Consider the following 25656-nt stretch of genomic DNA (forward strand, 5'->3'; position numbering starts at 1 on the left):
CAAGCCCGCCTACGAAATTTTCGACGACGGGCCTGCCCTGCTCTCCCCCGGCCTGGAACGCTCTGGGCTTGCTAGACAGTCAGCTCAGGCTTGTTCAGCGCCCCAGCTCTGGCTTATTCCACACCCAGCTTTGCCTTATTCAACACCCAGCTCCGCCTTGACCACCTCGAGGGCAGGCTCACCATCGGCGGTCTCCACGCCTTCGAGCCAGGCGTCCAGCAGCTCCGGGTTGGCCTTGAGGTAGTCGCGGGCGGCCTCGTCCGGGGCGGTACCGTCATCCATGATGGTGCCCATCAGCTGGTTTTCCATCTCCAGGGTGAAACTCAGGTTGTTGAGCAGCGCACCGACATTGGGGCAGGCGTCGGTGTAGCCGGCGCGGGTGTTGGTGTAGACGGTGGCGCCGCCCAGGTCTGGACCAAAGTAGTCGTCGGCGCCTTCCAGGTAAGCCATGTCGAAGTTGGTGTTCATGGGATGCGGCTCCCAGCCGAGGAACACCATCCAGGTCTCGTCGGGGACGCGGGCACGCAGCTCCGCCAGCATGCCGGCCTCGCTTGAGTCGATCAGCGACCAGTCGCCGAGCCCAAAGGCGTCATCGTCGATCATCTGCTGGATCAGCTCGTTGCCGTCATTGCCGGCCTCGATGCCGTGGAGTTCGCTATTGAACTTGTCGGCGTGCTCGTCGAGATCCGCCACCGAGGTGACACCGGCGTCGTAAACGTACTGCGGCACCGCCAGGGTGTACTTGGCCCCTTCCAGGTTGGCTCCCAGGCGATCGACATCACCCTGCTCGACGTAGGGGTCGCTGATGGACGCCATGGACGGCATCCAGTTGCCGAGAAAGACGTCGAAGTCGTCGTTCTTCATGCCCGAATAGGCGATCGGCACCGAGACGGTGTCGATACGCGTCTCGTAGCCCATGGCCTTCAGCACTTCGGTGGTCAGCGCGGTGGTGGCGGTGATGTCGGTCCAGCCGACTTCGGCGAAACGCACCGGCTGGCAGCTGTCATCGGCGGCCATCGCCTGGGGGGCGGCAAGGCCGGCGATGGCAGCCGCCAGTACGGACAGAGCGGGAATCGTCGGGGTCGTCATGATGCACTCCTTGTTGAGGTTATCGGTTGCAGTATGGTGGCCTGTTCACGACTGTGCCGTTGAATCGACCAGATTTTGATTGAACGTCCAATCAATAAAAGGCATACTCTCTACATCCTAACCTCGGGGGTGCCTCGAGGAGCAAGTCACTAGATTCAACTCTTGAGCACGATATCGCTCGAGACGCGCATCAACAGATTCACCTCTCGGGCACGTCAATGTTCGAGGGCGAACGGCACGGAGGTCTGTCATGCCCAAGGTAGGAATGGAGCCGATCCGCCGCCAGCAGCTGATCCAGGCGACCATGGCGGCGATCCACGAGGTGGGGCTTGCCGATGCCACCATCATGCGTATCGCCCGCCACGCCGGGGTCTCCGCCGGCATCATCAGCCACTACTTCGGTGGCAAGGATGGCCTCTTGGAGGCGACCATGCGCCAGATCCAGCATGACCTGGGCCAGGCCGTGGCGGCGCGGCGCAAGGCGCTGAGCGACTCAAGCCCCCGTGCCCATCTGGAAGCCATCATCGACGGCAACTTCGACGCATCCCAGACCAACGCCCGAGCTGCCGGCACCTGGCTCGCCTTCTGGGCCAACTCGATGCACAAGGCCGACCTGCAGCGGCTGCAGAAGATCAACGACCGGCGGCTGTACGCCAATCTGTGCTACCAGTTTCGCCGGCTGATGCCCCGACACGAGGCCCAGCGCGCCGCCAATGGCCTGGCCGCGATGATCGACGGCCTGTGGCTGCGCGGCACCCTGTCGCCGGAAGGCCTGGACGCGGTCCAGGCCCGCCAGCTGGCGCGGGAGTACCTGAATCGACTGCTCGACAGCCACGCGCCCGCTGCGGCTCGCAAACCCGAACCGGCCTGAGTCTCTTCCGGCCAAGGCTCCGAGCCTCAAGCCGGATCTCAGGCCGACCGAGTGGGCAGGCTCAACGCCTGCGCCACTCACGCGCACATTCTTGCTCTTCACTTATCGCCCCGACATCGCTGTCAGCTTGCTGACACATGCCCTTTCGACAGGAGGATGCCATGGCAACTCTCGAACTCCAGAAGCTCTATATCGACGGCCGTCTGACCGACGCCACCTCCAACGAGACCTTCAGCGTCACCAACCCCTACGATGGCAGCCACCTGGCCGACGTGCAGGTGGCAAGCCAGGCCGACGTGGACGCCGCTGTCGCCGCGGCTCAGCGCGGCCAGAAGGTGTGGGGCGCGATGTCCGGCATGGAGCGCGGACGCATCCTCAACCGCGCCGTGGCGCTGCTGCGCGAGCGTAACGACGAGATCGCCGAGCTCGAGACCCGCAACACCGGCAAGCCGTTCAGCGAGACGTCCACCGTCGATATCGTCACCGGCGCCGACGTGCTCGAATACTACGCCGGCCTCGCCGCCGCCATCGAAGGCAGCCAGATTCCGCTGCGTGAAGACAGCTTCGTCTACACCCGCCGCGAGCCGCTGGGCGTCATCGGTTCCATCGGCGCCTGGAACTACCCGATCCAGATCGCCTGCTGGAAGTCCGCCCCGGCGCTGGCCGCCGGCAACGCCGTGGTGTTCAAGCCCAGCGAGGTCACCCCGCTGACCACCATGATCCTGGCCGAGGTGTTCACCGAAGCCGGTCTGCCCGATGGCGTGTTCAACGTCGTCCACGGCGAGGCCGAGGTGGGCCAGGCGATCACCGGGCACCCGGACATCGCCAAGGTCTCGTTCACCGGCGAGGTGGGCACCGGCAAGAAGGTGATGTCGGCCTCCGCCGCCTCCAGCCTCAAGGACGTCACCATGGAGCTTGGCGGCAAGTCGCCGCTGATCGTCTGCCGTGACGCCGACCTGGTCCGTGCCGCCGACGCGGCGATGATGGCCAACTTCTACTCCAGCGGCCAGATCTGCACCAACGGCACCCGGGTGTTCGTCGACAACGCCGTCAAGGACGACTTCGAGGCACTGCTCGAGGAGCGCGTGGCGCGCATCAAGGCCGGCGACCCGATGGACCCCTCGGTCAACTTCGGTCCGCTGGTCAGCTTCGAACACCAGGAGAAGGTGCTGTCCTACATCGAGCTGGGCAAGCAGCAAGGCGCCCGGGTACTGGCCGGCGGCGACGCCTGGGACCAGGGCGACTGGGCCAAGGGCGCCTGGGCGGCCCCCACGGTGTTCACCGACTGCACCGATGACATGCGCATCGTGCGCGAAGAGATCTTCGGCCCGGTGATGTCGGTGCTCGGCTTCGACTCTGACGAGGAGGTGCTCGAGCGCGCCAACGCCACCACCTATGGCCTGGCCGCCGGCGTCTTCACCGAGAGCCTCAACCGTGCGCATCGCCTGATCCATCGCCTGGAAGCCGGCATCTGCTGGATCAACACCTGGGGCGAGTCCCCGGCCGAAATGCCGGTGGGTGGCTACAAGCAGTCCGGCGTCGGCCGCGAGAACGGCATCGAGACCCTGGCCCACTACACCCAGACCAAGTCGGTCCAGGTCGAAATGGGCCCCTTCGAGTCGGTCTTCTAAGGCCGGCCCGTCGCGACAGCACTCGAACACCGCGTCACGCCTGACCCGGTCACCCCATTGCCTTCAGGGAGGCGTCACATGTCACAGCTCCGTGAATTCGACTACGTCATCATCGGCGCCGGCTCCGCCGGCAACGTCCTCGCCACTCGTCTGACCGAGGACCCGGACGTCCAGGTCCTGCTGCTGGAAGCCGGCGGCAAGGACCACCGCTTCGACTTCCGCACCCAGATGCCGGCAGCGCTGGCCTATCCGTTGCAGGGCAAGCGCTACAACTGGGCCTTCGAGACGGACCCCGAGCCGCACATGGACAATCGCCGCATGGAGTGCGGTCGCGGCAAGGGCCTTGGCGGCTCTTCGCTGATCAACGGCATGTGCTACATCCGTGGCAACGCCCTGGACTATGACGGCTGGGCCAAGCGCGACGGGCTCGAGGATTGGCACTACGCCAACTGCCTGCCCTACTTCAGGAAGGCCGAGACCCGCGATATCGGTCCCAATGACTACCATGGCGGCGATGGCCCGGTGTGCGTGGCCACCCCGAAGCCCGGCAACAACCCGCTCTACCACGCCTTTATCGAGGCGGGACAGCAGGCGGGCTACCCGGCCACCGAGGACGTCAACGGCTACCAGCAGGAAGGCTTCGGCCCCATGGACCGCTTCGTCACGCCCCAGGGACGCCGCGCCTCCACCGCGCGTGGCTATCTGGACGAGGCCAGGAAGCGCCCCAACCTGACCATCGAGACCCGAGCCACCACCGACGTCATCCTGTTCGAGGGCAAGCGTGCGGTGGGCGTGCGCTATCAGCGCAAGGGCCAGACCCAGGAGGTGCGCACCCGTCGCGAGGTGCTGCTGTGCGCCGGCGCCATCGCCTCGCCGCAGATTCTGCAGCGCTCGGGCATCGGCCCGGCGGACCTGCTGGCGGAGCTCGGCATCGAGGCGGTCCACGTCAACGACAACGTCGGAGCCCATCTGCAGGACCACCTGGAGATGTACATCCAGTACGAGTGCAAGAAACCGATCTCGCTGTACCCGGCGCTGAAGTGGTACAACCAGCCGGCGATCGGCGGCGAGTGGCTGTTCAAGGGCAGCGGCGTGGGCGCCAGCAACCAGTTCGAGGCCGCCGGTTTCATCCGCACCAGCGAAGAGGAAGCCTGGCCGAACCTGCAGTACCACTTCCTGCCGATCGCCATCAGCTACAACGGCAAGAGCGCGGTGCAGGCCCATGGCTTCCAGGCCCACGTCGGCTCGATGCGCTCCCAGAGCGAAGGCCGCGTGCGCCTGACCTCGGTCGATCCCAAGGCCGCGCCCTCGATCCTTTTCAACTACATGTCCACCGAAAAGGACTGGGAAGAGTTCCGCGACGCCATTCGCCTGACCCGCGAGATCATCGCCCAGCCGGCCATGGACGAGTTCCGCGGCCGCGAGATCTCGCCGGGGCCGGACGTGCAGAGCGACGATGAGCTCGACGCCTTCGTGCGCCGCCACGCCGAGACCGCCTATCACCCCTGTGGCACCTGCCGCATGGGCGACGGTGACGACTGCGTGGTCGACGGCGCCGGACGCGTGCACGGGGTAGAAAGCCTGCGGGTGGTCGACGCCTCGCTGTTCCCGGTGATTCCCACAGGCAACCTCAACGCGCCGACGATCATGCTGGCCGAGCGCATGGCCGACAAGATCCGTGGCCGCGAGCCGCTGCCGCCGAGCCAGGCGCCCTACTACGTGGCCAATGGCGCCCCGGCCCAGAAGCCGCCGCAGCGGCGGCTCGAGGAGGCCCATCCGACCCAAAGCGAGCGGCGCCTCTCCGCGCGCGCCGATGCTGGTGCTGGTACTGGTACTGGTGCTGATAGCACAGCGCAGCCTGGCTGACGCCGGAAAAGCTGCCGCTGGCGGCGACACGATTTAGACGACATCGACCTGGCCCCGTGACTTTTACGGGGCCTTTTTTGTGCAGCTAAGAGACCTCTAGTTCGACCATGGTGCAAGAGGCAAGGTTTTCGATGGCCGGTTGTCAGGCGATGGGCTAATCTGCAAGAATTCAAACAGGCGTTTTATTACAACCACACTTCCTCTCATCGCTCTCCAAGGAGAACCGCCCATGCTCAGCCTGCTCCTGCTCATCTTTGCGGTCGTTGGCCTAATCGCCATCGCCCGCCGCGAGGCCGGGGCCGCGCCTGCCGCCGCCCTGCCCGCCATTCTCGGGGTCGCGGGCCTGGTCCTCGACGCCGAATTCGTCGGCGTACTGCTGCTGATCACCGCCGCCGTCATCGCCGTCTGCGGCCTGCCGGCGCTGCGCCATGGCTGGCTGTCGCCGCGTCTGTTCGCCATGTTCAAGAAGGTCGCCCCCCGCGTATCGGATACCGAGCGTACTGCGCTTGAGGCCGGCAGCGTGGCCTGGGACGGTGAGCTGTTCTCCGGCCGTCCTGACTGGCAGCGCCTGCTCGACTTCAAGGATGACGGCCTCAGCGACGAGGAACGCGCCTTCATCGACCATCAGTGCACCGTGGCCGCCGGCATGTGCAACGCCTGGGACATCGCCCGCGAGCGCGCCGACCTGCCGCCGGAGCTGTGGGACTACCTGAAGAAGGAACGCTTCTTCGGCATGATCATTCCCAAGGAGTACGGCGGTCTCGGCTTCTCGGCCAAGGCCCAGTCGGCGGTGCTGCAGAAGCTCGCGGTCAACGAGACCCTGATGTCCACCGTGGGTGTCCCCAACTCGCTGGGTCCGGGCGAGCTGCTGCTCAAGTACGGCACCCAGGAGCAGAAGGACCACTACCTGCCACGCCTGGCCGACGGCCGCGAGATCCCCTGCTTCGGCCTGACCGGCCCCCGCGCCGGCTCCGACGCCACTTCGCTGCCGGACGTAGGCATCGTGTGCAAGCAGGAAATCGACGGCAAGGAAGTGCTGGGCCTGCGTCTGACCTTCAACAAGCGCTGGATCACCCTGGCGCCCATCGCCACCGTGGTCGGCCTGGCCTTCCGCATGTTCGACCCGGACCACCTGCTGGGCGACACCGAGGACCTCGGCATCACCTGCGCGCTGGTCCCGCGTGACACCGACGGCATGGAAATCGGCCGTCGCCACCACCCCATCGGCAGCCCCTTCATGAACGGTCCGATTCGTGGCAAGGACGTGTTCGTGCCGCTGGACACCATCATCGGTGGCCCCGAGATGGCCGGCGAAGGCTGGCGCATGCTGATCGAGTGCCTGTCGGTCGGCCGCTGCATCACTCTGCCCTCCGGCGCTACCGGCACCGGCCGCTACGCCATCGGCTGGGCCGGCGGCTTCGCCCGCATCCGTCGCCAGTTCAATGTGCCGGTGGCCGAGATGGAGGGCATTCAGGAGCCGCTGGCACGTCTTACCGCCAAGGCCTACATCGCCCAGGCGGCGGTCTACCAGACCGCCAACACCATCGACCACGGCCAGGCGCCGGCGGTGCCATCGACCATCCTCAAGAGCCAGCTGACCGAGTTCCAGCGTGACATCCTGGCCGACGCCATGGACATCCACGGCGGCAAGGCAGTGACCCTGGGCCCGCGCAACTACCTGGGCATCGGCTACAGTGCCAACCCGGTGGCGATCACCGTGGAAGGCGCCAATATCATGACCCGCAACCTGATGGTGTTCGGTCAAGGCGCGATCCGCTGTCATCCCTACGTGCTGGAGGAACTGGCGGCCAAGGACGCCGATGACGCCAAGGCCTTCGACCGGGCGTTCTTCCGCCATGCCGGGCTGATCTTCGGCAACGCCGCCCGCGCCCTCACCATGGGCCTGGGCATCGGCAAGCCGTCCTGCCCCTTCGACGAGGTCGCCCGCCCCTACGCCCAGGACGTGGCCCGTCTGTCTGCCGGCTTCAGCCTGTGCGCCGACGCCGCCATGGCGAGCCTGGGCGCCGAGCTCAAACAGCGCGAGATGCTCTCGGCGCGTCTGGGTGACGTGCTCTCCAACCTCTATCTGGTGAGCATGGTGATCAAGCAGTGGCACGAGGGTGACAAGGTCGAGGGCGAGGCGGAACTGATGCACTACGCCTGCCGCTTCCTGCTCAATCGCGCCGAGACCGCCTTCGTCGAGGTCTTCGACAACCTGCCCAACCGGGCGCTGGGCAAGACCCTGAAGGTGCTGGTGATGCCGCTGGGCCGCCGCTGGGCACGCCCCCACGACGACCTGGCCCGGTCCATCGCCCGTGCGGTGTCCACCGACAGCGCCCTGCGCAAGAAGCTCTTGGTCGGCGCCTGGGACAGCAACGACCAGGTCCAGGACAACCCGGTGGCGCGCTACAACGCCCTGCTGGAAACCCAGGACCGCGCCGAGGTGCTCTATCGCCAGATCAACAAGGCGTACTCCAAGGGCAAGCTGCCGGTGCAGGCGCTGCACCCGGAAGAACGCCTGGAAGCCGCGCTCGAGGAAGGTCTGATCAGCGAGGAGGATGCCGACTTCATGCGCAAGCGCGAGGCCGAGGTGCTCGACATGCTGAGCGTGGACGACTTCGCCTTCGACGCCTTCGTCACCGACAAGGAAAAGATGAACCACCACAACGTCACCGCGTAACGCCGACGTTTCGCGCACCACCACGACGCCCGGGCCAAGCCCGGGCGTTTTCCTTGGCCGTTATTGCAGCGGCCAGACCAGCATGATCAGCGGAATGGCGACCACCATCACCACCAGGGTCAGCGGCAGGCCAAGGCGCCAGTAGTCGCTGAAGTGATAGCCCGCGGGGCCCATCACCAGGGTGTTGGACTGGTGGCCGATGGGCGTCAGAAAGGCGCAGGAGGCGCTGATCGCCACCACCATCAGGAAGGGGTCCAGCGACAGCTCGAAACCGCTGGCGAGACTCGCCGCGATGGGCGCCATCAACAGCGCCGCCGCCGCATTGTTGATGACGTTGGACAGCAAGGTGCTGACCATGAAGAGCCCCGCCAGCACCAGGATGGGCGGCCACTGGCTGCCAAGCCCGAGCATGGCATCGGCGATCAGGCCGGCCCCGCCGCTGGACTCCAGCGACTGCCCCACCGGAATCATCGCCCCCAGCAACACCACCACTGGGCCGTCGATGGCGCGATAGCCTTCACGCAGCGGCAGCACCCCCACCAGCAGGGTGACCAGCGCGGCCAGCGACAGGGCCACCGCCGCCGGCAGCAGATCGAACAGCATGGCCGTGATGGCGACGGCAAAGATGCCCACCGACAGCGCAAGCTGGCGCGGCTGGCCGAGGGTCAGGCGCCGGTCTGCCAGCGGCAGGCAGCCAAGCACCGTCAGGCTCTCGCCCAGCCCTTCGGGATCGCCCTGCAGCAGCAGCACGTCGCCGGGCCGAAAACGAATATCGCGCAGGCGCTGCTTGAGGCGCCCACCGTCACGGGCCACCGCCACCAGGTGCAGGCCGTACTGATGGTGCAGGCGCAGCTCGGCGGCGGTGCGGCCACTGATGGCGGCGTCGTTGCGCACCACCGCCTCGATCAGGTGCAGGTCTTCGGGGGCCTTGTCGTCCTGGCGCTCGTCGCCGTCCTCGGTGCCCCGCGCCGCCTCTCGGGTCTCGTCCAGGGTGATGCGGCGCTCTCGCGCCTGCTCGTCCTCGTCGACCAGTTGGCGGGTACGCTGGGCCAGCGAAGCGGACCCGGCGTTGCCGTCTGCGTTCAACGGCTGGGCCGATGTCGATGCGGCTGCTGCGTTGCCCGAGGACCGCACTTGGTCATTGCTGTCGGTCTTCTCGGTGTTGCTCTGCTCGGTGTTGCTCTGCTCGGTATCGGTAGGCTCGGCATCAGGATCCGGCGCCTCCTCGGGTGCCAGACCGACCCGCAGTCCGGCACGATCCTCCAGCGCCTTCAGCTCCTCGGGGCCGGCCTCCAGCAGCAGGATGTCGCCCTCCTTGAGCACCCCATAGAAAGAGTGACCGGCGTAGCGATGACCGCCCCGCACCAGCGCCAGCACGGGAACGTTGTCGTCGAGCTTGCGCCTGAGCTTGTGCAGCGACCAGCCCAGGGCCTGGGCATCGGCGTCGACCCGTACCTCCACCAGATAGTGGGCGGTATCGAACATGGCGTCGCGGCTGGCCTGGCCGGTGCGCCTTGGCACCAGGCGCCAGCCCAGCAGCACGATAAAGGCAACCCCGGCGACTGCCACGGCGCCGCCTACCGGGAAGAAGTCGAACATGCTGAAGCGCTCGCCGGCGACGCTGGCGCGGTAGCTCGAGATGATGATGTTGGGCGGGGTGCCGATCAGGGTGGTGAGGCCACCCAGCAGCGAGCCGAAGGCCAGCGGCATCAGCAGGATCGACGGCGAGGTATCGTGTTCGCGCGACATCCGCAGGGCCACCGGCAGCAGCAACGCCAGCGCCCCCACGTTGTTCATGAAGCCCGACAGCACGGTGACAAGGCCGGTCAGCGCCAATAGCTGGTACAGGAGCCTGTCGCCGACCTTGAGCACCTGGGCGGCGATCACGTCCACCACCCCGGCCCGCTCGAAGCCACGGGACAGCACCAGCACCGCCACCACGGTGATCACCGCCGGATGGCCAAAACCGGAAAAGGCCTGGTCGGCCGGCACCAGCCCCAGCACCACCGAGGCCAGCAGGGAGGCCAGCGCCACCAGATCGAAACGAAACCGCCCCCAGACGAACGCCGCCAGCGTCAGCCCGAGCACGATAAATACCAGAAGACTGTCGTCCATGCCGGCCCCTCCCTGGGCGGCGCCCTGACGGGCGATTGCAGAGTGCTGGAGGTCGCGAAAGCGTCACCGAGAAAGCGCCAGGGTACCGCTGATTCAGCGTAGCCTAAAACACCTTGTCAGCGCGCCTAGGAGGGTTCGACGAAGGGCAGGCTTCGTCAACGAGCTGGGGTTCGGCAAAGGGTTAGGGTTCGTCAAAGGGTTAGGGTTCGTCAAAGGGCAGCGGTTCATCGCCGCGACGGACCTCGAACACGTTCAGCGTCATCGCCACAAGGGCGTAGTAGCCAAGCACCCCGACCAGTTCCACCACGGCCTCCTCGCCGAAGGCCTCCACTGCCCTGTCGTAGGTGGCCTGATCGACGCGACGGTGCTGATACAGCACGCTGGCCAGGCGATGGACGATGACTTCGTCGCTGCGCTCGAAGGTCGGTTGACGGCCTTCTCGCAAGGCCTCGACCACCGACTCGGACAGGCCGGCCTTGAGGGCGATGGGGGCGTGGATCTGCCACTCCGCCTGGGACTTCCACCAGGCCGCGGTGGTCAGGATGGCAAGCTCGGTGAGGCGCAGCGGAAGCGAGGTATGGTAGCGACAGAAGGCGCCCAGGCGCTGGGCATGGTCGGCAAGCTGTGGGCTGTGCACCCAGGCCAGGAAAGGACCATCGAGGTTGCCGCGGGGGCCGCTGAGAATATCGTCGAGCACCCGGCGCTGCTCCGCGCTCATGGTGGCGTCGTCAAGCTCGGGCAAGCGGGAACGAAGGGTCATGCTGTCATCCTGTACGTGGGAAAAAAGGTAGCAAGCCCGCCCCTTGGCGGGCCTGGTGTGTCAGTGGTGTTGTGCGGGCCGAAGCGCCAGGCACGGACTCAATGGCCCACCTGGCCAAGCGCCTGCTGCAAGGCGGCGTCGAGCTTGTCGACGATCTCGTCGAGATGATATTCCTCGACGATATAGGGCGGCGCCAGCAGCACATGGTCTCCACGGCGTCCGTCCAGGGTACCGCCGGCGGGATAACACATCAGCCCCTGGTCCATGGCGGCGGCCTTGACCGCGGCGTTGAGGCGCTGGTCGGGATCGAAGGGCTCCTTGCTGGCCCGGTCCGCCACCAGCTCGAGTCCCAGAAACAGCCCGCGTCCGCGAATATCGCCGACGTGCGGGTGGTTGCCAAAGCGCTGCTCGAGGCGAGCACGCAGCGCCTCGCCCCTGGCCCGCACCTGCTCAAGCAGGCCGCGCTCCTCTACCGCGCGCTGCACCGCCAGCGCCGCGGCGCAGGCGGTGGCGTGGCCGATATAGGTGTGGCCATGCTGGAAGAAGCCGGTGCCCTCGGCAATGGTGTCGCGGATACGCGCACTGGCCAGGGTGGCGCCGATGGGCTGGTAGCCCCCGCCCAGGCCCTTGGCCACGGTCAGAAGGTCGGGGCTGACGCCTTCCTGCTCGCAGGCAAACAGGCGACCGGTGCGCCCCATGCCGCACATCACCTCATCGAGAATCAGCAGGATGCCGTGACGATCGCAGATCTCGCGCACCCGCCGAAAGTATCCGGGCACCGCCGGCACCGCGCCAAGGGTCGCCCCAACCACCGGCTCGGCGACAAAGGCCATGACCCGGCGCGGCCCCAGCCGCTCGATGGTGTCCTCGAGTTCCACCGCGAGTCGCTCGCCGTAGGCTTCGGCGCTTTCGTCGGCGCGCTGGCCGCGGTAGGCGTAACAGGGGCTGACGTGGGTGGTGTCAGCCAGCAGCGGTTCGAAGGGCCGCCGACGCCAGGCGTTTCCGCCGGTGGCCAGCGCCCCCAGGGTATTGCCGTGGTAGCTCTGGCGCCGGGCGATGACCTGGGTGCGCTCTGGCTGGCCGATCTCGAGAAAGTACTGGCGCGCCATCTTCAGCGCCGCTTCCACCGCTTCGGAACCGCCGGAGACGAAGTAGACGCTGCCGATGCCCTGGGGCGCACGATCGACCAGAAAGTCGGCCAGCGCCTCCATCGGCTCCGAGGTAAAGAAGCTTGAATGGGCGTAGGCCATGCACTTGACCTGTTCGCTGATAGCGGCCTGCACCTCGGGATCGCTATGCCCCAGGCAGGACACCGCCGCGCCGCCACAGGCATCGAGGTAGCGCTTGCCTGCGGCATCGATCAGATAGGGCCCATCGCCTGCCACCGCGGTGGGATAGGACGCCTTGAGGTGGCGGTGAAAGACGCGGCTCATGGAACCTCCAGCAGGTAGATACAACATCGCATAAATGCAAATATTAAATGCATTCTATTTTTGCACAATGCATATTTGCAAGTTGAGTCTACGCCTCACCGGACAGACGCCCGCCAAGCTGGCACACTGGCCCGCTCGTCATTCAAGGAGACGCCATGCCCTCTCGCGACTCGAAGCCCGCCACCAAGCCACCGACCGAGCGGAGCGCTCAGGACCGCCCTGTTCGCCTCGGCGAATCGAGCACCCTCGGCGACTTGCAGGAGCTGGCAGCGCAGATCCAGGCCGGTGACGGCGAGGTTCGTCTGGGCAAACGATCGTTGCGGGTGCTGATGGCACTGCTGGAGTCGCCGCAGGCGAGTGCGGTGGCCTCGATCAGCGAGCTGGCCGGGCGGCTCGAGGTGAACCCCTCGACCTTGACCCGGCTGGCCCAGCGCCTGGGCTTCGACGGCTTCGGCGAGCTGCAGGCGGTGTTTCGGCGGGATCTGGCCGACGGCGGCGAGCACTTCTACAGCGACCTGGCCTCGAGGCTGTCGACCGATCGCGACCAGGGCCAGGGTGTCGCGCGGCTGGCCCGGCTCGGACGCCAGGAGAGCGCCAACTTCGCCGGCCTGCTCGAGCGACTCGACGCCGATGACTACGACCGGGTGGTCGAGCTGCTGGCCCTCGCCCGTCGGGTCAGGGTCCACGGGCAACGCCAGTTTGCGTCGCTGGCGCAGTTCATAGCCTATGGGCTTGGCATGCTGCGTGCCGATACCGGAGAGCTGGATGCGGGACACCAGGGGGTGGCCGATGCCCTGGCGCAACTGGATGAAGGGGACCTGCTGGTGGTGATCAGCTGCTTTCCCTACACCACCAGCGTGCTAGAAACCGCACGGGTGGCGGCGCGGGCGGGGATTCGGGTGGTCGCCCTGACCGACAGCGAGTCGTCTACGCTTGCCCGGGTCGCCGAATACCGTTTCCTGGTGCCTACCGACAGCCTGTTCTTCTCCAACGCCATGGGTGCCTTCTTCCTGCTGGCCCAGGGCCTGCTGACCGAGGTGGCCGATCGCCTGGGCGACGAGGGACTGGCCGCCCTCAAGCGGCGCGAGAAGATGATTCGCGAGCTGGGGGCGTCGCTGTAGCGCCAAGCAGAACCGACGGCGAGCAGGGCAGCCGGTACGCAAGCCACTCCGCCGTCAGGCCGACGCCTCCCTGAAATGCAAGCGGGCCCGCCAACTTGGCGGGCCCGCTCTGTCCGGAGGACAAGTTCGATCAAGAAGATAGGGATCGGCGATCGATCGCTCAGGGCAGCAGCACGGTAGACCCGGTGGTCTTGCGTGACGCCAAGGCGTCCTGGGCCTTGCCGGCCTCCGCCAGGGCGAAGCGCTGGGCCACGTCGATCTTTACCTTGCCGCTCTCGATCATGTCGAACAGCTCGTCGGCCATGTCCTGCAGCCGCTCCGGGCTGTCGGCGTAGCCGTTGAGGCTCGGCCGAGTGACGTAGAGCGCGCCCTTCTGGTTGAGGATGCCGATGTTGACCCCCTCGACCGGTCCGGAGGCGTTGCCGAAGCTGACCATCAGGCCGCGCGGCTTCAGGCAGTCCAGCGAGGTCTCCCAGGTGTCCTTGCCGACGCTGTCGTAGACCACGTCGACCATCTCGCCACCGGTCAGCTCGCGCACCCTCTCGACCACGTCTTCCTTGGTGTAGTCGATGGTCGCCCAGGCGCCATTGCGCTTGGCAAGCTCTGCCTTCTCGACGGAGCTGACCGTACCGATCAGCTTGACGCCCAGGGCCTTGGCCCACTGACAGGCAATCGACCCCACCCCACCGGCAGCGGCGTGGAACAGGATGGTCTCGCCGCCCTGCAGCGGGTAGGTCTGACGCAGCAGGTACTGCACCGTCAGCCCCTTGAGCATGGCCCCCGCTGCGGTCTCGCAACTGATCCCCTCGGGCAGCGCCACCACCTTGTCCGCCGGCAGGGTGTGCAGTTCGGCGTAGGCACCCAGGGGCCCCTGAGCGTAGGCCACGCGGTCGCCTACCTGCAGATGCTCGACCCCCTCGCCCACGGCGTCGACCACGCCAGCGCCTTCGGTTCCCAGGCCCGACGGCAGGGACGGCGCCGGATACAGACCGGTGCGGAAGTAGATATCGATGAAGTTGAGGCCCACCGCCTCATTGGCGACGCGTACCTCGCCGGGGCCCGGCTCGGCCGCCGGTGTATCGACGAGTTCCAGCACCTCGGAATCGCCGGTGCGTGCGAATTGAATCCGCTTGGCCATGAAAGGCTTCCTTACGCTGCTAACGGGTATGTACGCCCAGTCAAGCGCTCTGCTCGACCTCGGTCAAGTCCAAACTGGATTTGCCGTCGGCACAGCCGTGGCCACGGGATCACTGTCGGCGCTTGACAGCTCCATTGATGTCTACGAGACTCATCAACTGTATACAGTTAACATATAAACATGGATACATCTTGTGTGGTGCACCGCGTTTCCCCTTGCTGAACGCCGTGAACGGTCGTGGCAAACCCTGCACCCACCTCATCCAGCAACGAAAAGGACGCTGTCATGAAACATGCCCTGCTTTCCTCCGCCTCCATCCTCGCGATCACCGCCGTGCCGCTATTCTCTGCCGTGGCGATGGCGGATGACGACGCCTCGGACAACGTCGCCGAAGAGTGCCGGCTGACCATCGATTCCAATGACCAGATGCAGTACGACAAGAGCGAGCTGAGCGTACCCGCCAGCTGCGAGACCGTCAGTCTGACGTTGACCCACTCGGGCTCCATGGCGAAAGACGTGATGGGACACAACTGGGTGCTGGCCCCTACCGACGCCTATCAGGAGATTGCCTCCGCCGGCATGCAGGCGGGACTCGACAGCAACTACCTACCGGAGGATGACCGCATCCTGGCCGCCACCGACATCATCGGCGGCGGCGAATCCACCAGCATCACCTTCGACACCGAAGGACTCGCCGACCAGGATCTGACCTTCTTCTGCTCCTTCCCCGGCCACTCCTCGATGATGAAGGGATCGTTCAGCCTCACCAGCGAGGGCTAGGGCTTGTCTGAAAAGTGCCTGCGCTCGGTAATACGGCGTTAAAAATCGGATCAAAATGCTCATTTACACCCCGTAAACTGCGCTTTCTCACCGATTTTTGCCTTGTCTAACCTTCGCTCGTCGACTTTTCGGACAGCGCCTAGACAACTGCACGGATCGACGGGCATCGATCCCTGACGGCGTGACCCGGGCCACCTCCGTTCTTGCTGCCCGCGAGCGGATCAACAACCACCTCGGCCCGGCAAGCGCCGACCCTTTGCCCAACGACGAAGCCCCGGCCCTCGCCTCCAAAAGAGGTAAGGGCCGGGGCTTCGTTGTTGCTACCACTTCTACTAGTTCATAGCGTCCGCGGGAAGGACCCAACAGGTGCCCTTCCGTCGCTGATCACAACGTCCGCGGGAAGGACTCCAGGCCTCTGACGAAGCGGTTCTTGTAATCTTCGAACAACGCCTTGTCCTGCTTGAAGTTGGCCACCACCGAGGCTTCGTCCACGGTCAGGGTACGCGGCAGATTGTCGAGGCTGGTGGCCGTATGCTTGGGTCCCAGACCGATCTGCAGCTCGCCCGGGCCCTTGATCCAGCGCTGGATACCGGCGGCGCTAAACTCGGCCTTCTGGGCATCGCTGACCACGTCCACCCGCAGCGGCGCCCGCAGCGCCAGTTCCGCCACCAGGCGAAGGGCGGGATTCAGCTTGCCCTTGCCGGCCGGCTTTTGCGCCTCGCCCTGGCTCTCGCTTTCCGCGCTGGTCTTGTTGCCGCCGTCGACCGCACTTTCGGCGTCAGGATCCAGCGACGTCAACTGGGCCACATTCATGCTGGTACCGGCTTCGTCGCTGACCAGCAGGGCCAGCGCGATGGGACGGGACTGATCGTCCACCAGCGCGAGAAGCCGGGCGGCTTCCTGCTTGAACAGCACCCCGATGACGCCGGCGAAGGTGACCAGGGGGGCGATACCCGCCTGATGACCGTAGGCTTCCGCACAAAGGCGTGCCAGGCAGGCTTCCCGCTGCTGGGGCTCGTTGATTTTGACGACCTTCATCACTGACCTCTAATTGCTGGCGCCGACCGGCGCTGACCCACTTGTCGAAACCGGCGAGACTAGCATATTCCAGGCAGCGACACCGCCCTCGGCGTACCGCTGCGACAGACGGGGTGTTCATGTCGTCGCCGTTCGGTCATCTTTGTGGCCCAACATGGAGGCGTGCAGCCTCTGGCTAGCAGGACGGTCATGTCCGATGATGACGAAAGCCGGTGCCATGTTGTGACGCCAAGCCAAGGAGAGCCCATGACGACATCTCGCACGCCCCTTATCGACCTGCCCCGCCTGATGGCGCATCGCGGCCTGTCGGCCCATGCACCGGAAAATACCCTGAGTGCCGTCCAGCTTGCCTGGGAAGCCGGTATCACCTGGGTCGAGCTCGATGTGCAATTGCTGGGTGATGGTACCCCGGTGATCTGGCACGACCCCGGCATGCGGCGCTGCTCCAACGGGCGCGGCAAGTTAAGCAAGCTGCGTCTGGAACAGGCCAGGGAATACGACGTCGGCGCCTGGTACGCCGAGCGCTTTCGCGGTGAGCGCATGGCGACACTCGACGACATGCTCAATCTGATCGATCGACGCGGTATGGCGGTCAACCTGGAACTCAAGGTGACCAGGGGACGCGACCCCGAAGCGCTGGCCGAATCGGTGATCCCGCGTCTGCTGGAAGCGCTGCCGTTCGAACGTCGACTGGTATCTTCCTTCAGCCCGGCGGCCCTCGATCACGCGCGCAGCATCGCCACGCCAGACCAGCTCGCCCTTGGGGTGCTGGTCGACAAGATCGGCAAGAACTGGCGGCACGACATGGAAGCGGTGCAGGCCTACAGTCTGCACTGCGACTGGAAGAAGCTGAAGGAAGAGCGGGCTCGGGAGGTTACCCAGAGCGGCACACCGCTGCTGTGCTATACCGCCAATGATCCGGTGGCCTTCGCCAAGTACTGGAAATGGGGCGTGACCACCGTCATTTCCGATGACCCCGAACGCTTTGCCGACAAGACGTAACTTGCCAAGGCGTATCCTTGAAGCGGCTCTGACACTGGCATGGCCCTGTATTACAAGCGACCTGTCCTGAAAGCAACCTGTCCAAACCTAGCGCTTGCTTGGCAGGCCAGCGGCCACTCGCTAGAGTGGGCTTGATACGTTGCTGCCAGCGAGCCACTTCATGCCCCAGGTATCTGACCTTCAGCTATCACTGCACGACACAGACTGGCAATCGCTGTTTGTTCGTCGATGGCGTCCCGAGCCTGATACCAAGGGCGCGCCCATCGTGTTGCTGCATGACTCGCTGGGCTGCGTTGAGCTGTGGCGCGACTTCCCCGAAGCCCTGTGCATGACCACCGGCCGCGAAGTGATCGCTTACGATCGACTGGGCTTCGGCCAATCCACGCGCCACCCGGACCGACTGACCCACACCTTTATCGCCGGCGAAGCGCACCAGGGCTTTGCCGCGCTTCATCGTGCGTTAAAGCTCGAGGGTTTCGTTGTTCTGGGCCATAGCGTGGGCGGCTGCATGGCCGCCGGTATCGCTGCCCACTTCGACGATTGCCAGGCGCTGATTACTCTGGCGGCCCAGGCCTTTGTGGAAGAACGCACGCTTTCGGGCATCCGACAGGCCCGCGATACATTCGACCTGCCCGGCCAGATCGAGCGCCTGGAGAAGTACCATGGGGACAAGGCCCGTTGGGTGCTCGACGCCTGGGTAAAGACCTGGTTGGACCCCGACTTTCGGGGCTGGGCCCTGGATGACACCCTCAGACGGGTCCGGTGTCCTGTACTGGCGCTGCACGGTGACCAGGACGAATACGGCTCACCACAGCAGCCCAAACGCTACGCGCAACTGCCTCAAGGGTCGTCACGGATGGTATTGCTGGAGGGGTGTGGCCACGTGCCCCATCGCGAGCAGCCTGACAGAGTCCTTGACTACACCACGAGCCTGCTGAGTGAGCAAATCAACGTAGATTATGGTGAAGAGCAAGGGACGTAATAGCGGATAATAGTACGCCTCATCGAACGGGCAATTGACAAAGACATTGCGCTCAAATGGCATACGCCGTCACTTCTTCGAGCGCAGAGACTTGGTTGCCTCAGATGCGCGCCGATATCGGACCATCTTCCTCAACCGATCAGGCGCAGAACCATCTCCATATCCAGATGCTGCTCGATGGTGTCGGCCAGGCGGTCGAGTTGACGTTCGCGATGGGCGTCGAGATCTACCCGGCGAGTGTCCTCGGGCGGAAGCCCGAGGCGGGCGAGCAATGCTTCGCAGGCGTCGGGGCCGTCGAACAGCCCGTGCAGATAGGTACCCATGATCTGGCCATCCTGGCTGACGGCACCTTCGTCTCGTCCTTCGAGGCGCATCAGTGGCCGCGAAAGCGCCTCGCCCCGGCTGACGCCTTGATGAATCTCGTAGCCGTGGATGCTGCAGCAGCCGTCGGCGGTGTCGATGCGCCCGCTGACCCGTTTCAGGCGCTTATCGGGGCGCATGGTGGTGGACATGGCAAGCCACCCGAGCCCTTCGACGCCGCCGGGCTCGCCCTCGATGCCGTCAGGATCGTCGATCCATTCCCCCAGCATCTGAAAACCGCCGCAGACACCCAGCACCCGCCCGCCGTAACGCAGATGACGCCGGATACGCTCATCCCACCCTTGGCTGCGCAGCCAGGCCAGGTCCGCCCGGGTGTTCTTGCTGCCCGGCAACAGGATGACGTCGGCATCGGGCATCGGCTGGTCGGGGCCGACCAGGCTCAGGCTGACGCGAGGATGCAGGCGTAGCGGATCGAGGTCGGTGTGGTTGCTGATGCGCGGCAGAGCCGGCACCACCACCTTGAGCATGTCGCCCCCTGCGTGATCAAGCCGCTGCTCCAGCGACAGGCTGTCCTCGGCGTCGAGCCACAGCCCCTGCAGGTAGGGAAGCACACCGAGCACCGGCCTCGCCTCGCGCTCGGCCAGCCACTCAAGCCCCGGTTCCAGCAGCCCGATATCGCCGCGAAAGCGGTTGATCACGAAGCCCTTGATCCGCGCGTTTTCGGACGCGCTGACCAGCGCCAAGGTGCCGCATAGCTGGGCAAAGACGCCGCCTCGGTCGATATCACCGACCAGCAGTACCGGGCAGTCCACCGCCTCGGCGAAGCCCATGTTGGCGATGTCGCCTTCGCGCAGGTTGACCTCGGCGGGGCTGCCCGCCCCTTCGGCGATGATCACGTCGAAGCGCTCGGACAGCCGGCGATGGCAGTCCATCACCGTCTGTCGGGCGGTGGTCTTGTAGGCGTGATAGTCCAGCGCGGCCATGCTGCCGTGGACGCGACCGGCCAGGATGACCTGGGCGCCCTTGTCGCTTTCGGGCTTCAACAGCACGGGATTCATGTCGCTGTGGGGCGCTACGCGGGCAGCCTGGGCCTGCAGCGCGGTGGAGCGACCGATCTCGCCGCCGTCCACGGTGACGGCACTGTTCAGCGCCATGTTCTGGGGCTTGAACGGGGCCACGCTGAACCCGCGCCGTGCCAGCACCCGGCACAGACCGGCGACCACCGTGGACTTGCCGGCATCCGAGGTGGTGCCCTGGATCATCAGCGTTGCCATGCTAGCGCTCCCTTACTGCTCGATGCTCTTCCTGGAGTTAGATCAAAGCTTGATCGCAACGCGATACCCTTTTTGGGGTTCGATCAATGCTCGATCAAAGCTCGATACCCTTCTGGGGGTTCGATCAAAGCTCGATACCCTTCTGGGCCTTGATGCCTTGATCCTTGAAGGCGTGCTTGACCACCTTCATCTCGGTGACCGTATCGGCCAGTTCGATCAGCGCCTGGGGCGCGTGGCGCCCGGTCACCACCACGTGCTGCATCGCCGGTCTGGCCTGCAGGTCGTCCAGTACCCGGTCGAGATCCAGGTAACCGTAGCGCAGGGCGATGTTCAGCTCATCGAGCAGTACCAGCGCGATATCGGGATCCTGAAGCAACTCGCGTGCCTTGTCCCAGGCGGCTTCGGCGGCGGCGACATCGCGCTCCCGGTCCTGGGTGTCCCAGGTGTAGCCCTCGCCCATGACGTGGAACGCCACCCCCGGCTGGCGGCGATAGAAGGCCTCCTCCCCGGTGGAAAAGGCACCCTTGATGAACTGCACCACGCCCACCTTCATGTCGTGGCCAAGTGCACGGGCCAGCATGCCGAAGCCGGATGAACTCTTGCCCTTGCCGGGGCCGGTCAGCACCAGCAGCACGCCCTGTTCCTTGTCGGCACTGGCGATGCGCTCGGCCATGATCCGCTGCTTGGCGGCCATGCGCCGGGCGTGGCGCTCGGGATCAACGTTCTTCGGAGTCTGTGTCGTGGGGGACGTGTGGGTCATGGGAAACTTCCTTGGTGGGGCGCGGCGGATTAAGCGACGAGGCCACCCGCGGCATGAAGACAGCGGCGCCATCGACCTCGGCGACGCTCAGCGGCTGGTCGTAGAGCCGCTCGAGGGCAGACGTCACTAGCATATCGTCGCGTGGTCCCCAGCAGGCCGCGCCATCGGGATACAAAAGCAGCAGATGGTCGCACCAGCGCGCCGCCAGATTGAGATCGTGCAGGCACATCACCACGGCGGCACCCTGGCTTGCCTGTTCGTCGAGCAGCGCCATGGCCGCCACCTGATGATGCAGGTCGAGGTGGTTGGTCGGTTCATCCACTAGCCAGATCTGCGGCGCCTGGGTCAGCACCGTGGCCAGGCTGACCCGCTGACGTTCGCCGCCGGACAGGGTCGCCAGCGGCCTGTGGGCCAGGTGAGCGATATCGAGGCGTTCAAGCGCCCCCAGGGCGCGCTGGACGTCGTCCTCGCTTTCGTTCTGCCAGGCCCGGAGGAAGGGATGGCGGCCGATCAGCGCGGTTTCCAGCACGCTGGCCGGAAACTCGTCATGGCGCTCCTGGAACACCACGCCCAGACGCTGGGCAACGGCACGCCGGCGCCAGTCGGTCAGCGGCCGGCCGTCCAGCCTCAAGCGCCCATGGCGCGGCGCCCTTAACCCGGCCAGGGTATGCAGGAGCGTGCTCTTGCCGGCGCCGTTGGGCCCGAGGATGCCCCAGCGACTGCCGGGCTCGATGGAAAACGACAGCGGCTGACCGTCCGCCCTGCCGGGCACGTCGATCACCAGCGTTTCGCAGGACAGCGAACAGGATGGCAGCGCCTGGTCGGTGGATGCGGGTGTGACAGCCATGAACGCCCCTATCCCTTGCCGTGGCTGCGATGCAGCAGGTAGAGAAAACTCGGCACCCCGATCAGCGCGGTGATCACCCCTACCGGCAACTGCTGGGGGGCGATCAGGGTCCGCGCCAGGGTATCGGCCAGGGTCAGCAGGCAGCCACCGGCCAGCAGCGAGGCCGGCAGGATCAGACGCTGATCGGCACCTAGGCGAAGGCGCAGCATATGCGGCACCATCAGGCCGACGAACCCCACCGATCCGGCGGTGGTCACCGCGGTGGCGGTGGCCAGGCTCGCCGCCAGATACAGCCCCCATTCCAGCGGACGCACCGCCACGCCCAGCGCCAGCGCCTGCTGGCCACCCCGGGCAAGCACATTGAGGGTCCGCCCCAGTGGCACCAGTACTAGCGCCGACAGCGCGGCGATGACCAGTACCGGCCAGGGACTGCGGGCGTAGGCCATGTCGCCCATCAGCCAGTAGAGCATGCCCGGCAGCTCTTCTACCGGGCTGACCGCCAGCAGGAAGGTGATGATCGCGCCCCAGCCGGAGGCCATGACGACCCCGGTCAGCAGCAGGCGGGCCGGCGACCAGCTGCCGCTGCCATGGGCCAGGCCGAATACCACCAGGATCGACACCAGCGCACCGGCAAAGGCCGAGGCTGAGACCAGCGCCGCGCCAAGGCCAGCGAGCATGGCACACAGCGCCGCCACCGAGGCCCCGCCGGAGAGCCCGAGCACATAGGGGTCGGCCAGCGGATTGCGCAGCAGTACCTGCATCAGGGCGCCGGCCAGGGCCAGCAAGGCACCGGTACCGAAGGCGGCCAGCGCACGAGGCAGGCGCAGCTCCCACACCAGGGTCTGGTGGAGGGGGCTGCCCTGCCCGGTCAGCGTCAGCCACAGCTCCATCGGTGACAGCGCGACGCTGCCCACCGACACGGCCAGCACCACCGACACCACACCGAGCAGCGCCAGCAGGCCCAGCGGACGACGTCGCCGGCTGGGCCGAAAGATAGCGCTGGAGTCAGCGGCGTTCACGGGCAGCATCCAGATGTTGGCACAGGGCTCGGGTGCCCTCGACCAGGCGCGGCGTCGCCCGCTGCACCAGGTCGGGGTTGATGAAATAGAGGTTGTCGCGGACCACCGCGGTCATCTGCGGCCACTGGCGCCAGGCATCGAGCCAGGTGGAGTCCGCCTTGCCCATGCCGCCGGTGATGATGACTTCCGGGTCCGCGGCCAGCACCGCCTCCCGCGACAGTCGAGGCACCAGCGGCGCCTCGTCGGCGAATAGATTGACACCACCACAAAGTGACAGCGCCCGACTGATCCAGTGCTCACCGTTGACGGTCATCAGCGGCTGCTCCCATACCTGATAGAAGACCTCGACCGGTGCTGCGTCAACGTAGCGCTCGCCGAGGGCCGCTACCGATTCTCGCAGCTCTCGGGCCGCGGTGTCGCCGGTATCCACAGAACCGGCCAGGCGACCGAACCGCTCAAGCGTCGTGGCGATCTGCTCGAAGTTGGCGGCGTCCGAGCGGAACACCGGCAGGCCGAGTTCATCCAGGCGCTCAACCTGCTGGCCGGGATTGCCGCCGGCCCAGGCCACCACCAGGTCGGGGTCAAGCGCCAACAGCGACTCGAGGTCGAGTCGATCGTAGCTGCCCACCTGGGGCAGCGAGCGCGCGGCCTCGGGATAGTCGCTGAAGCTGACTACCCCCACCACCCGCTCGCCGGCCCCCGCCGCGAACAGCATCTCGGTGACGCTGGGCGACAGCGCCACGATACTCTCTGCCGGCGCCGCCAGGCATAGCTCCCGCTCGGTGTCATCGACCACGCAGATGTCCTCGTCCCCGTCGGGCGAAGAGGACGCCATGGCGGCACCGGTCAGCGCCGACAGCACCAGGCCGGCGCTGGCCGAGACAAGCGAGCGGCGGATGATCACAGGTTGAAGCCGACGCTCAGGTAGGCGGCACGTCCGGGGTTTTCGTAGTCCCAGCCACCTTGAAAGGCAGACGCACGCGAGGTGGCGTACTCGCGATCGAAGACGTTCTCGAGCGTAAGGTTGGCCTTCCAGTCCGGCGCAAAGGCCCAGCCGGCGCGCAGGTCCAGGGTGCCGTAGCCGGCCAGACGTTCGTCGTTGTCGACGTCATTGTAGCGGTGGTCCTGGGCGACGAAGGAGGCCCCCAGATTCCAGTCACCCAGCTGGCGATCGGCGTCCAGGCGCAGGGTCTGGCTGGCGCGGCGAATCAGCTGCTTGCCGGTGTCACGGTCTTCCGGGTCGGTATAGGCGACGCTGGCCGCCAGGGTCCACTGGTCGAGCTCGAGCCCGGTGGCAAGTTCGACCCCACGAATACGCGCCTCGTCGACATTGAAGGGGGCAAAGCGGCCATCCCTCGACTCATTGGCGATCAGGTCGTCGACGTTGGTCTGGTAGAGCGCCAGATCCCAGTAAAGCCGCTGGTACTGACCACGCAGACCAAGCTCCCAGGTTTCGGACTCCTCGGGCTCAAGATCGCTGTTGCCAAAGCCGGGGAAGTACAGCTCATTGAAGGTCGGGGCGCGGAAGGCGGTACCGTAGCTGGCACGCAGGGTGTGCTGATCATCGAGGGCGTAGCCCAGCGCCAGGTGGCCGGTGACCTCTTCATCGTAGGCCTCGTTGTCGTCGTGGCGCAGACCCGCCTGCAACGAGAGCGGATGGAAGTCCATCAGTGCCTGGGCAAACACCGCCACGTTGTCGCGGCTGGTCTCTTCGTACTCGGTGGTGCTGTCGACCTTGTCTTCCAGATACTCGGCGCCGGCGATCAGCTCGTGGGCACCGAGCTGCAGGGTATTGTCCCAGCGAACGGTATGGGTCTCGGTGTCGAACTCGGTGGTGCTTCCAGGCCCAAAGTCATTGGGCTCGGAGTGGTCCTCCAGCTCATCACGGGCCTCGCTCAGGGTAAGACGCGACGACCAGATATCGGTCACCGGCACCTCGGCGTAGACACCGGCCACCTGCTGCACATAGTCGGAGTCGCCACCTTCGTATTCGTTGTTGCCGCGGGCACGCAGTCCCAGCAGCCCGAGGTTGGCGCCGTTGTCGAAGGTGTGGGACAGACTCACCAGACCCGAGGTGTTGTCGTAGGCCTTGTCCTCGCCACCGTCGCGAATCTCGGTGCCGTCGCTGTCCAGGCGGGTGGCGCTGAACTGGTAGGAGGTACCGCCCTCGCGGCCCGACAGACTGGCTGAGGCCCGCTGGGTATTGAAGGAGCCGGTACCGAGCTGCACGCTGGGCGTCGGCCCTTGTTCATCGGGCTTGTCGGTGAACAGCTGAACCACCCCGCCCACCGCGTCGGCGCCGTAGAGCGCACCGCGGGGACCGCGTACCACCTCGATACGCTCGAACATGCGCGGCTCCAGGTACTGCCAGGCAGGCCCGCCATTGGTGGCCGAGCGCAGGCGGATACCGTCGATCATCATCACCGAGGCGGTGCTGCCGGTACCACGGATATAGACGCTCGCCTGCTTGCCGAAGCCACCGTTGGTGGAAATATCCACACCGGGCAGGCCACGCAGGGCGTCGGTAATGCTGACCGGATCGCGGCGCCTTAGCGCCTCTTCATCGATGACGCTGACGGAGGACAGCGACTGACTGGCGGTACGCGGCGAAAGCGTCGCCGACACCACCAGCGGGTCGAGTTCGGTGGCGGGCTCGGTGGTGGGCTCGATAGAGACCTGTTCGACGGAGGACGGCTCGGCGGTCGTCACGTCGGAGGAAGCGGACTGCTGGGCACTGGCCTGGCTCACCAGTAGCCAGGGGGCGGCGGCAAGGCCGACGCACAGACGCAGGCCACGGGAGCGGCAGGCAACAGAAAGACGAGCAGGGGCGAAGAAAGCAGACGACATGGTGTATCCCTTGGCACCGTGCGCACCCGCACGGCGTAGACCCTCGAAGGCCGAGGAGCGAACAGGGGACACAGAACGCTGG

20 protein-coding genes are annotated in these 25656 nt (G+C 66.0%); 8 read left to right on the forward strand and 12 right to left on the reverse strand.

The features are described from left to right. Nucleotides 1-135: 135 nt before the first annotated feature. On the reverse strand, nt 136-1017 hold the full coding sequence (locus NFG57_RS13135; protein WP_348816185.1) for a choline ABC transporter substrate-binding protein: 882 nt from the start codon (nt 1015-1017) through the stop codon (nt 136-138). 322 nt (nt 1018-1339) lie between these two features. Here NFG57_RS13135 and betI point away from each other — a divergent pair, with 322 nt between their 5' ends. The 4 genes from betI (at nt 1340) to NFG57_RS13155 (ending at nt 8137) form a co-directional block, all read left to right on the forward strand. Further along, nucleotides 1340-1960: a transcriptional regulator BetI gene (gene betI / locus NFG57_RS13140; RefSeq protein ID WP_204248998.1), complete on the forward strand. Its 621-nt coding sequence runs from the start codon at nt 1340-1342 to the stop codon at nt 1958-1960. Nucleotides 1961-2121: 161 nt separating this feature from the next. After that, the gene (betB, locus tag NFG57_RS13145; RefSeq protein ID WP_222568962.1) at nt 2122-3591 is read left to right on the forward strand and encodes a betaine-aldehyde dehydrogenase; all 1470 of its coding nucleotides are present in this window, start codon (nt 2122-2124) and stop codon (nt 3589-3591) included. 78 nt (nt 3592-3669) lie between these two features. Beyond that, nucleotides 3670-5457 (forward strand): choline dehydrogenase, encoded by a 1788-nt coding sequence (gene betA, locus NFG57_RS13150; RefSeq protein ID WP_348814504.1) that lies wholly within the window; start codon nt 3670-3672, stop codon nt 5455-5457. A 229-nt stretch (nt 5458-5686) separates the two neighbouring features. Further along, nucleotides 5687-8137, forward strand: coding sequence for an acyl-CoA dehydrogenase (locus tag NFG57_RS13155; protein WP_045994601.1), 2451 nt, complete (start codon nt 5687-5689; stop codon nt 8135-8137). Between the two features lie 60 nt (nt 8138-8197). On the opposite strand, the gene NFG57_RS13160 is transcribed toward NFG57_RS13155, so the two are convergent. The 3 genes from NFG57_RS13160 to NFG57_RS13170 form a co-directional block, all read right to left on the reverse strand. Next, nucleotides 8198-10252: an SLC13 family permease gene (locus NFG57_RS13160; protein WP_348814505.1), complete on the reverse strand. Its 2055-nt coding sequence runs from the start codon at nt 10250-10252 to the stop codon at nt 8198-8200. Nucleotides 10253-10451: 199 nt separating this feature from the next. Beyond that, nucleotides 10452-11012, reverse strand: coding sequence for a carboxymuconolactone decarboxylase family protein (locus NFG57_RS13165; RefSeq protein ID WP_045994599.1), 561 nt, complete (start codon nt 11010-11012; stop codon nt 10452-10454). Nucleotides 11013-11110: 98 nt separating this feature from the next. Then, nucleotides 11111-12445 (reverse strand): aspartate aminotransferase family protein, encoded by a 1335-nt coding sequence (locus tag NFG57_RS13170; RefSeq protein WP_348814506.1) that lies wholly within the window; start codon nt 12443-12445, stop codon nt 11111-11113. Nucleotides 12446-12600: 155 nt separating this feature from the next. Between NFG57_RS13170 and NFG57_RS13175 the strand changes: the two genes are divergently transcribed. Then, nucleotides 12601-13566 (forward strand): MurR/RpiR family transcriptional regulator, encoded by a 966-nt coding sequence (locus NFG57_RS13175; RefSeq protein WP_348814507.1) that lies wholly within the window; start codon nt 12601-12603, stop codon nt 13564-13566. Nucleotides 13567-13726: 160 nt separating this feature from the next. On the opposite strand, the gene NFG57_RS13180 is transcribed toward NFG57_RS13175, so the two are convergent. Then, nucleotides 13727-14704, reverse strand: coding sequence for an NADPH:quinone reductase (locus NFG57_RS13180; protein WP_213229605.1), 978 nt, complete (start codon nt 14702-14704; stop codon nt 13727-13729). A 285-nt stretch (nt 14705-14989) separates the two neighbouring features. Here NFG57_RS13180 and azu point away from each other — a divergent pair, with 285 nt between their 5' ends. After that, on the forward strand, nt 14990-15484 hold the full coding sequence (gene azu / locus NFG57_RS13185) for an azurin (RefSeq protein WP_348814508.1): 495 nt from the start codon (nt 14990-14992) through the stop codon (nt 15482-15484). Between the two features lie 384 nt (nt 15485-15868). Here the strand turns inward: azu and NFG57_RS13190 are convergent, their stop codons facing one another. Continuing rightward, a complete protein-coding gene (locus tag NFG57_RS13190) occupies nt 15869-16522 on the reverse strand; it encodes a hypothetical protein (protein WP_213229602.1) in 654 nt (217 codons plus the stop codon). Nucleotides 16523-16768: 246 nt separating this feature from the next. On the opposite strand from NFG57_RS13190, the gene NFG57_RS13195 reads away from it, so the two are divergent. Then, nucleotides 16769-17524: a glycerophosphodiester phosphodiesterase family protein gene (locus NFG57_RS13195; protein ID WP_108132973.1), complete on the forward strand. Its 756-nt coding sequence runs from the start codon at nt 16769-16771 to the stop codon at nt 17522-17524. A gap of 160 nt (nt 17525-17684) precedes the next feature. Continuing rightward, entirely contained in the window at nt 17685-18506 is an 822-nt protein-coding gene (locus NFG57_RS13200; RefSeq protein WP_348814509.1) for an alpha/beta hydrolase, read from the forward strand. A gap of 131 nt (nt 18507-18637) precedes the next feature. Here the strand turns inward: NFG57_RS13200 and NFG57_RS13205 are convergent, their stop codons facing one another. The 6 genes from NFG57_RS13205 to NFG57_RS13230 form a co-directional block, all read right to left on the reverse strand. Next, complete coding sequence (locus NFG57_RS13205; protein WP_348814510.1) at nt 18638-20101, reverse strand: cobyric acid synthase; 1464 nt, start codon at nt 20099-20101, stop codon at nt 18638-18640. A gap of 124 nt (nt 20102-20225) precedes the next feature. Beyond that, the gene (cobO, locus tag NFG57_RS13210; protein ID WP_222568954.1) at nt 20226-20861 is read right to left on the reverse strand and encodes a cob(I)yrinic acid a,c-diamide adenosyltransferase; all 636 of its coding nucleotides are present in this window, start codon (nt 20859-20861) and stop codon (nt 20226-20228) included. Continuing rightward, complete coding sequence (locus NFG57_RS13215) at nt 20818-21708, reverse strand: ABC transporter ATP-binding protein (RefSeq protein ID WP_348814511.1); 891 nt, start codon at nt 21706-21708, stop codon at nt 20818-20820. Before NFG57_RS13215 ends, cobO begins: the two co-directional genes overlap by 44 nt. Before the next feature lie 8 nt (nt 21709-21716). Beyond that, entirely contained in the window at nt 21717-22736 is a 1020-nt protein-coding gene (locus NFG57_RS13220) for an iron ABC transporter permease (protein ID WP_348814512.1), read from the reverse strand. Continuing rightward, the gene (locus NFG57_RS13225) at nt 22714-23631 is read right to left on the reverse strand and encodes a cobalamin-binding protein (protein ID WP_348814513.1); all 918 of its coding nucleotides are present in this window, start codon (nt 23629-23631) and stop codon (nt 22714-22716) included. The genes NFG57_RS13220 and NFG57_RS13225 overlap by 23 nt, the downstream gene beginning before the upstream one ends. Beyond that, on the reverse strand, nt 23628-25574 hold the full coding sequence (locus NFG57_RS13230) for a TonB-dependent receptor (protein WP_348814514.1): 1947 nt from the start codon (nt 25572-25574) through the stop codon (nt 23628-23630). Before NFG57_RS13230 ends, NFG57_RS13225 begins: the two co-directional genes overlap by 4 nt. Nucleotides 25575-25656: the final 82 nt, after the last annotated feature.

The sequence above is a fragment of the Halomonas sp. H10-59 genome, from assembly GCF_040070555.1.
GTDB lineage: Bacteria > Pseudomonadota > Gammaproteobacteria > Pseudomonadales > Halomonadaceae > Halomonas > Halomonas litopenaei.

What these genes read in the sequence shown, in the direction of transcription:
- NFG57_RS13135 (WP_348816185.1), bottom strand. Translation starts at nt 1,017, where the DNA reads ATGGCCGCCGATGACAGCTGCCAGCCGGTGCGTTTCGCCGAAGTCGGC.
- betI (WP_204248998.1), top strand. Translation starts at nt 1,340, where the DNA reads ATGCCCAAGGTAGGAATGGAGCCGATCCGCCGCCAGCAGCTGATCCAG.
- betB (WP_222568962.1), top strand. Translation starts at nt 2,122, where the DNA reads ATGGCAACTCTCGAACTCCAGAAGCTCTATATCGACGGCCGTCTGACC.
- betA (WP_348814504.1), top strand. Translation starts at nt 3,670, where the DNA reads ATGTCACAGCTCCGTGAATTCGACTACGTCATCATCGGCGCCGGCTCC.
- NFG57_RS13155 (WP_045994601.1), top strand. Translation starts at nt 5,687, where the DNA reads ATGCTCAGCCTGCTCCTGCTCATCTTTGCGGTCGTTGGCCTAATCGCC.
- NFG57_RS13160 (WP_348814505.1), bottom strand. Translation starts at nt 10,252, where the DNA reads ATGGACGACAGTCTTCTGGTATTTATCGTGCTCGGGCTGACGCTGGCG.
- NFG57_RS13165 (WP_045994599.1), bottom strand. Translation starts at nt 11,012, where the DNA reads ATGACCCTTCGTTCCCGCTTGCCCGAGCTTGACGACGCCACCATGAGC.
- NFG57_RS13170 (WP_348814506.1), bottom strand. Translation starts at nt 12,445, where the DNA reads ATGAGCCGCGTCTTTCACCGCCACCTCAAGGCGTCCTATCCCACCGCG.
- NFG57_RS13175 (WP_348814507.1), top strand. Translation starts at nt 12,601, where the DNA reads ATGCCCTCTCGCGACTCGAAGCCCGCCACCAAGCCACCGACCGAGCGG.
- NFG57_RS13180 (WP_213229605.1), bottom strand. Translation starts at nt 14,704, where the DNA reads ATGGCCAAGCGGATTCAATTCGCACGCACCGGCGATTCCGAGGTGCTG.
- azu (WP_348814508.1), top strand. Translation starts at nt 14,990, where the DNA reads ATGAAACATGCCCTGCTTTCCTCCGCCTCCATCCTCGCGATCACCGCC.
- NFG57_RS13190 (WP_213229602.1), bottom strand. Translation starts at nt 16,522, where the DNA reads ATGAAGGTCGTCAAAATCAACGAGCCCCAGCAGCGGGAAGCCTGCCTG.
- NFG57_RS13195 (WP_108132973.1), top strand. Translation starts at nt 16,769, where the DNA reads ATGACGACATCTCGCACGCCCCTTATCGACCTGCCCCGCCTGATGGCG.
- NFG57_RS13200 (WP_348814509.1), top strand. Translation starts at nt 17,685, where the DNA reads ATGCCCCAGGTATCTGACCTTCAGCTATCACTGCACGACACAGACTGG.
- NFG57_RS13205 (WP_348814510.1), bottom strand. Translation starts at nt 20,101, where the DNA reads ATGGCAACGCTGATGATCCAGGGCACCACCTCGGATGCCGGCAAGTCC.
- cobO (WP_222568954.1), bottom strand. Translation starts at nt 20,861, where the DNA reads ATGACCCACACGTCCCCCACGACACAGACTCCGAAGAACGTTGATCCC.
- NFG57_RS13215 (WP_348814511.1), bottom strand. Translation starts at nt 21,708, where the DNA reads ATGGCTGTCACACCCGCATCCACCGACCAGGCGCTGCCATCCTGTTCG.
- NFG57_RS13220 (WP_348814512.1), bottom strand. Translation starts at nt 22,736, where the DNA reads ATGCTGCCCGTGAACGCCGCTGACTCCAGCGCTATCTTTCGGCCCAGC.
- NFG57_RS13230 (WP_348814514.1), bottom strand. Translation starts at nt 25,574, where the DNA reads ATGTCGTCTGCTTTCTTCGCCCCTGCTCGTCTTTCTGTTGCCTGCCGC.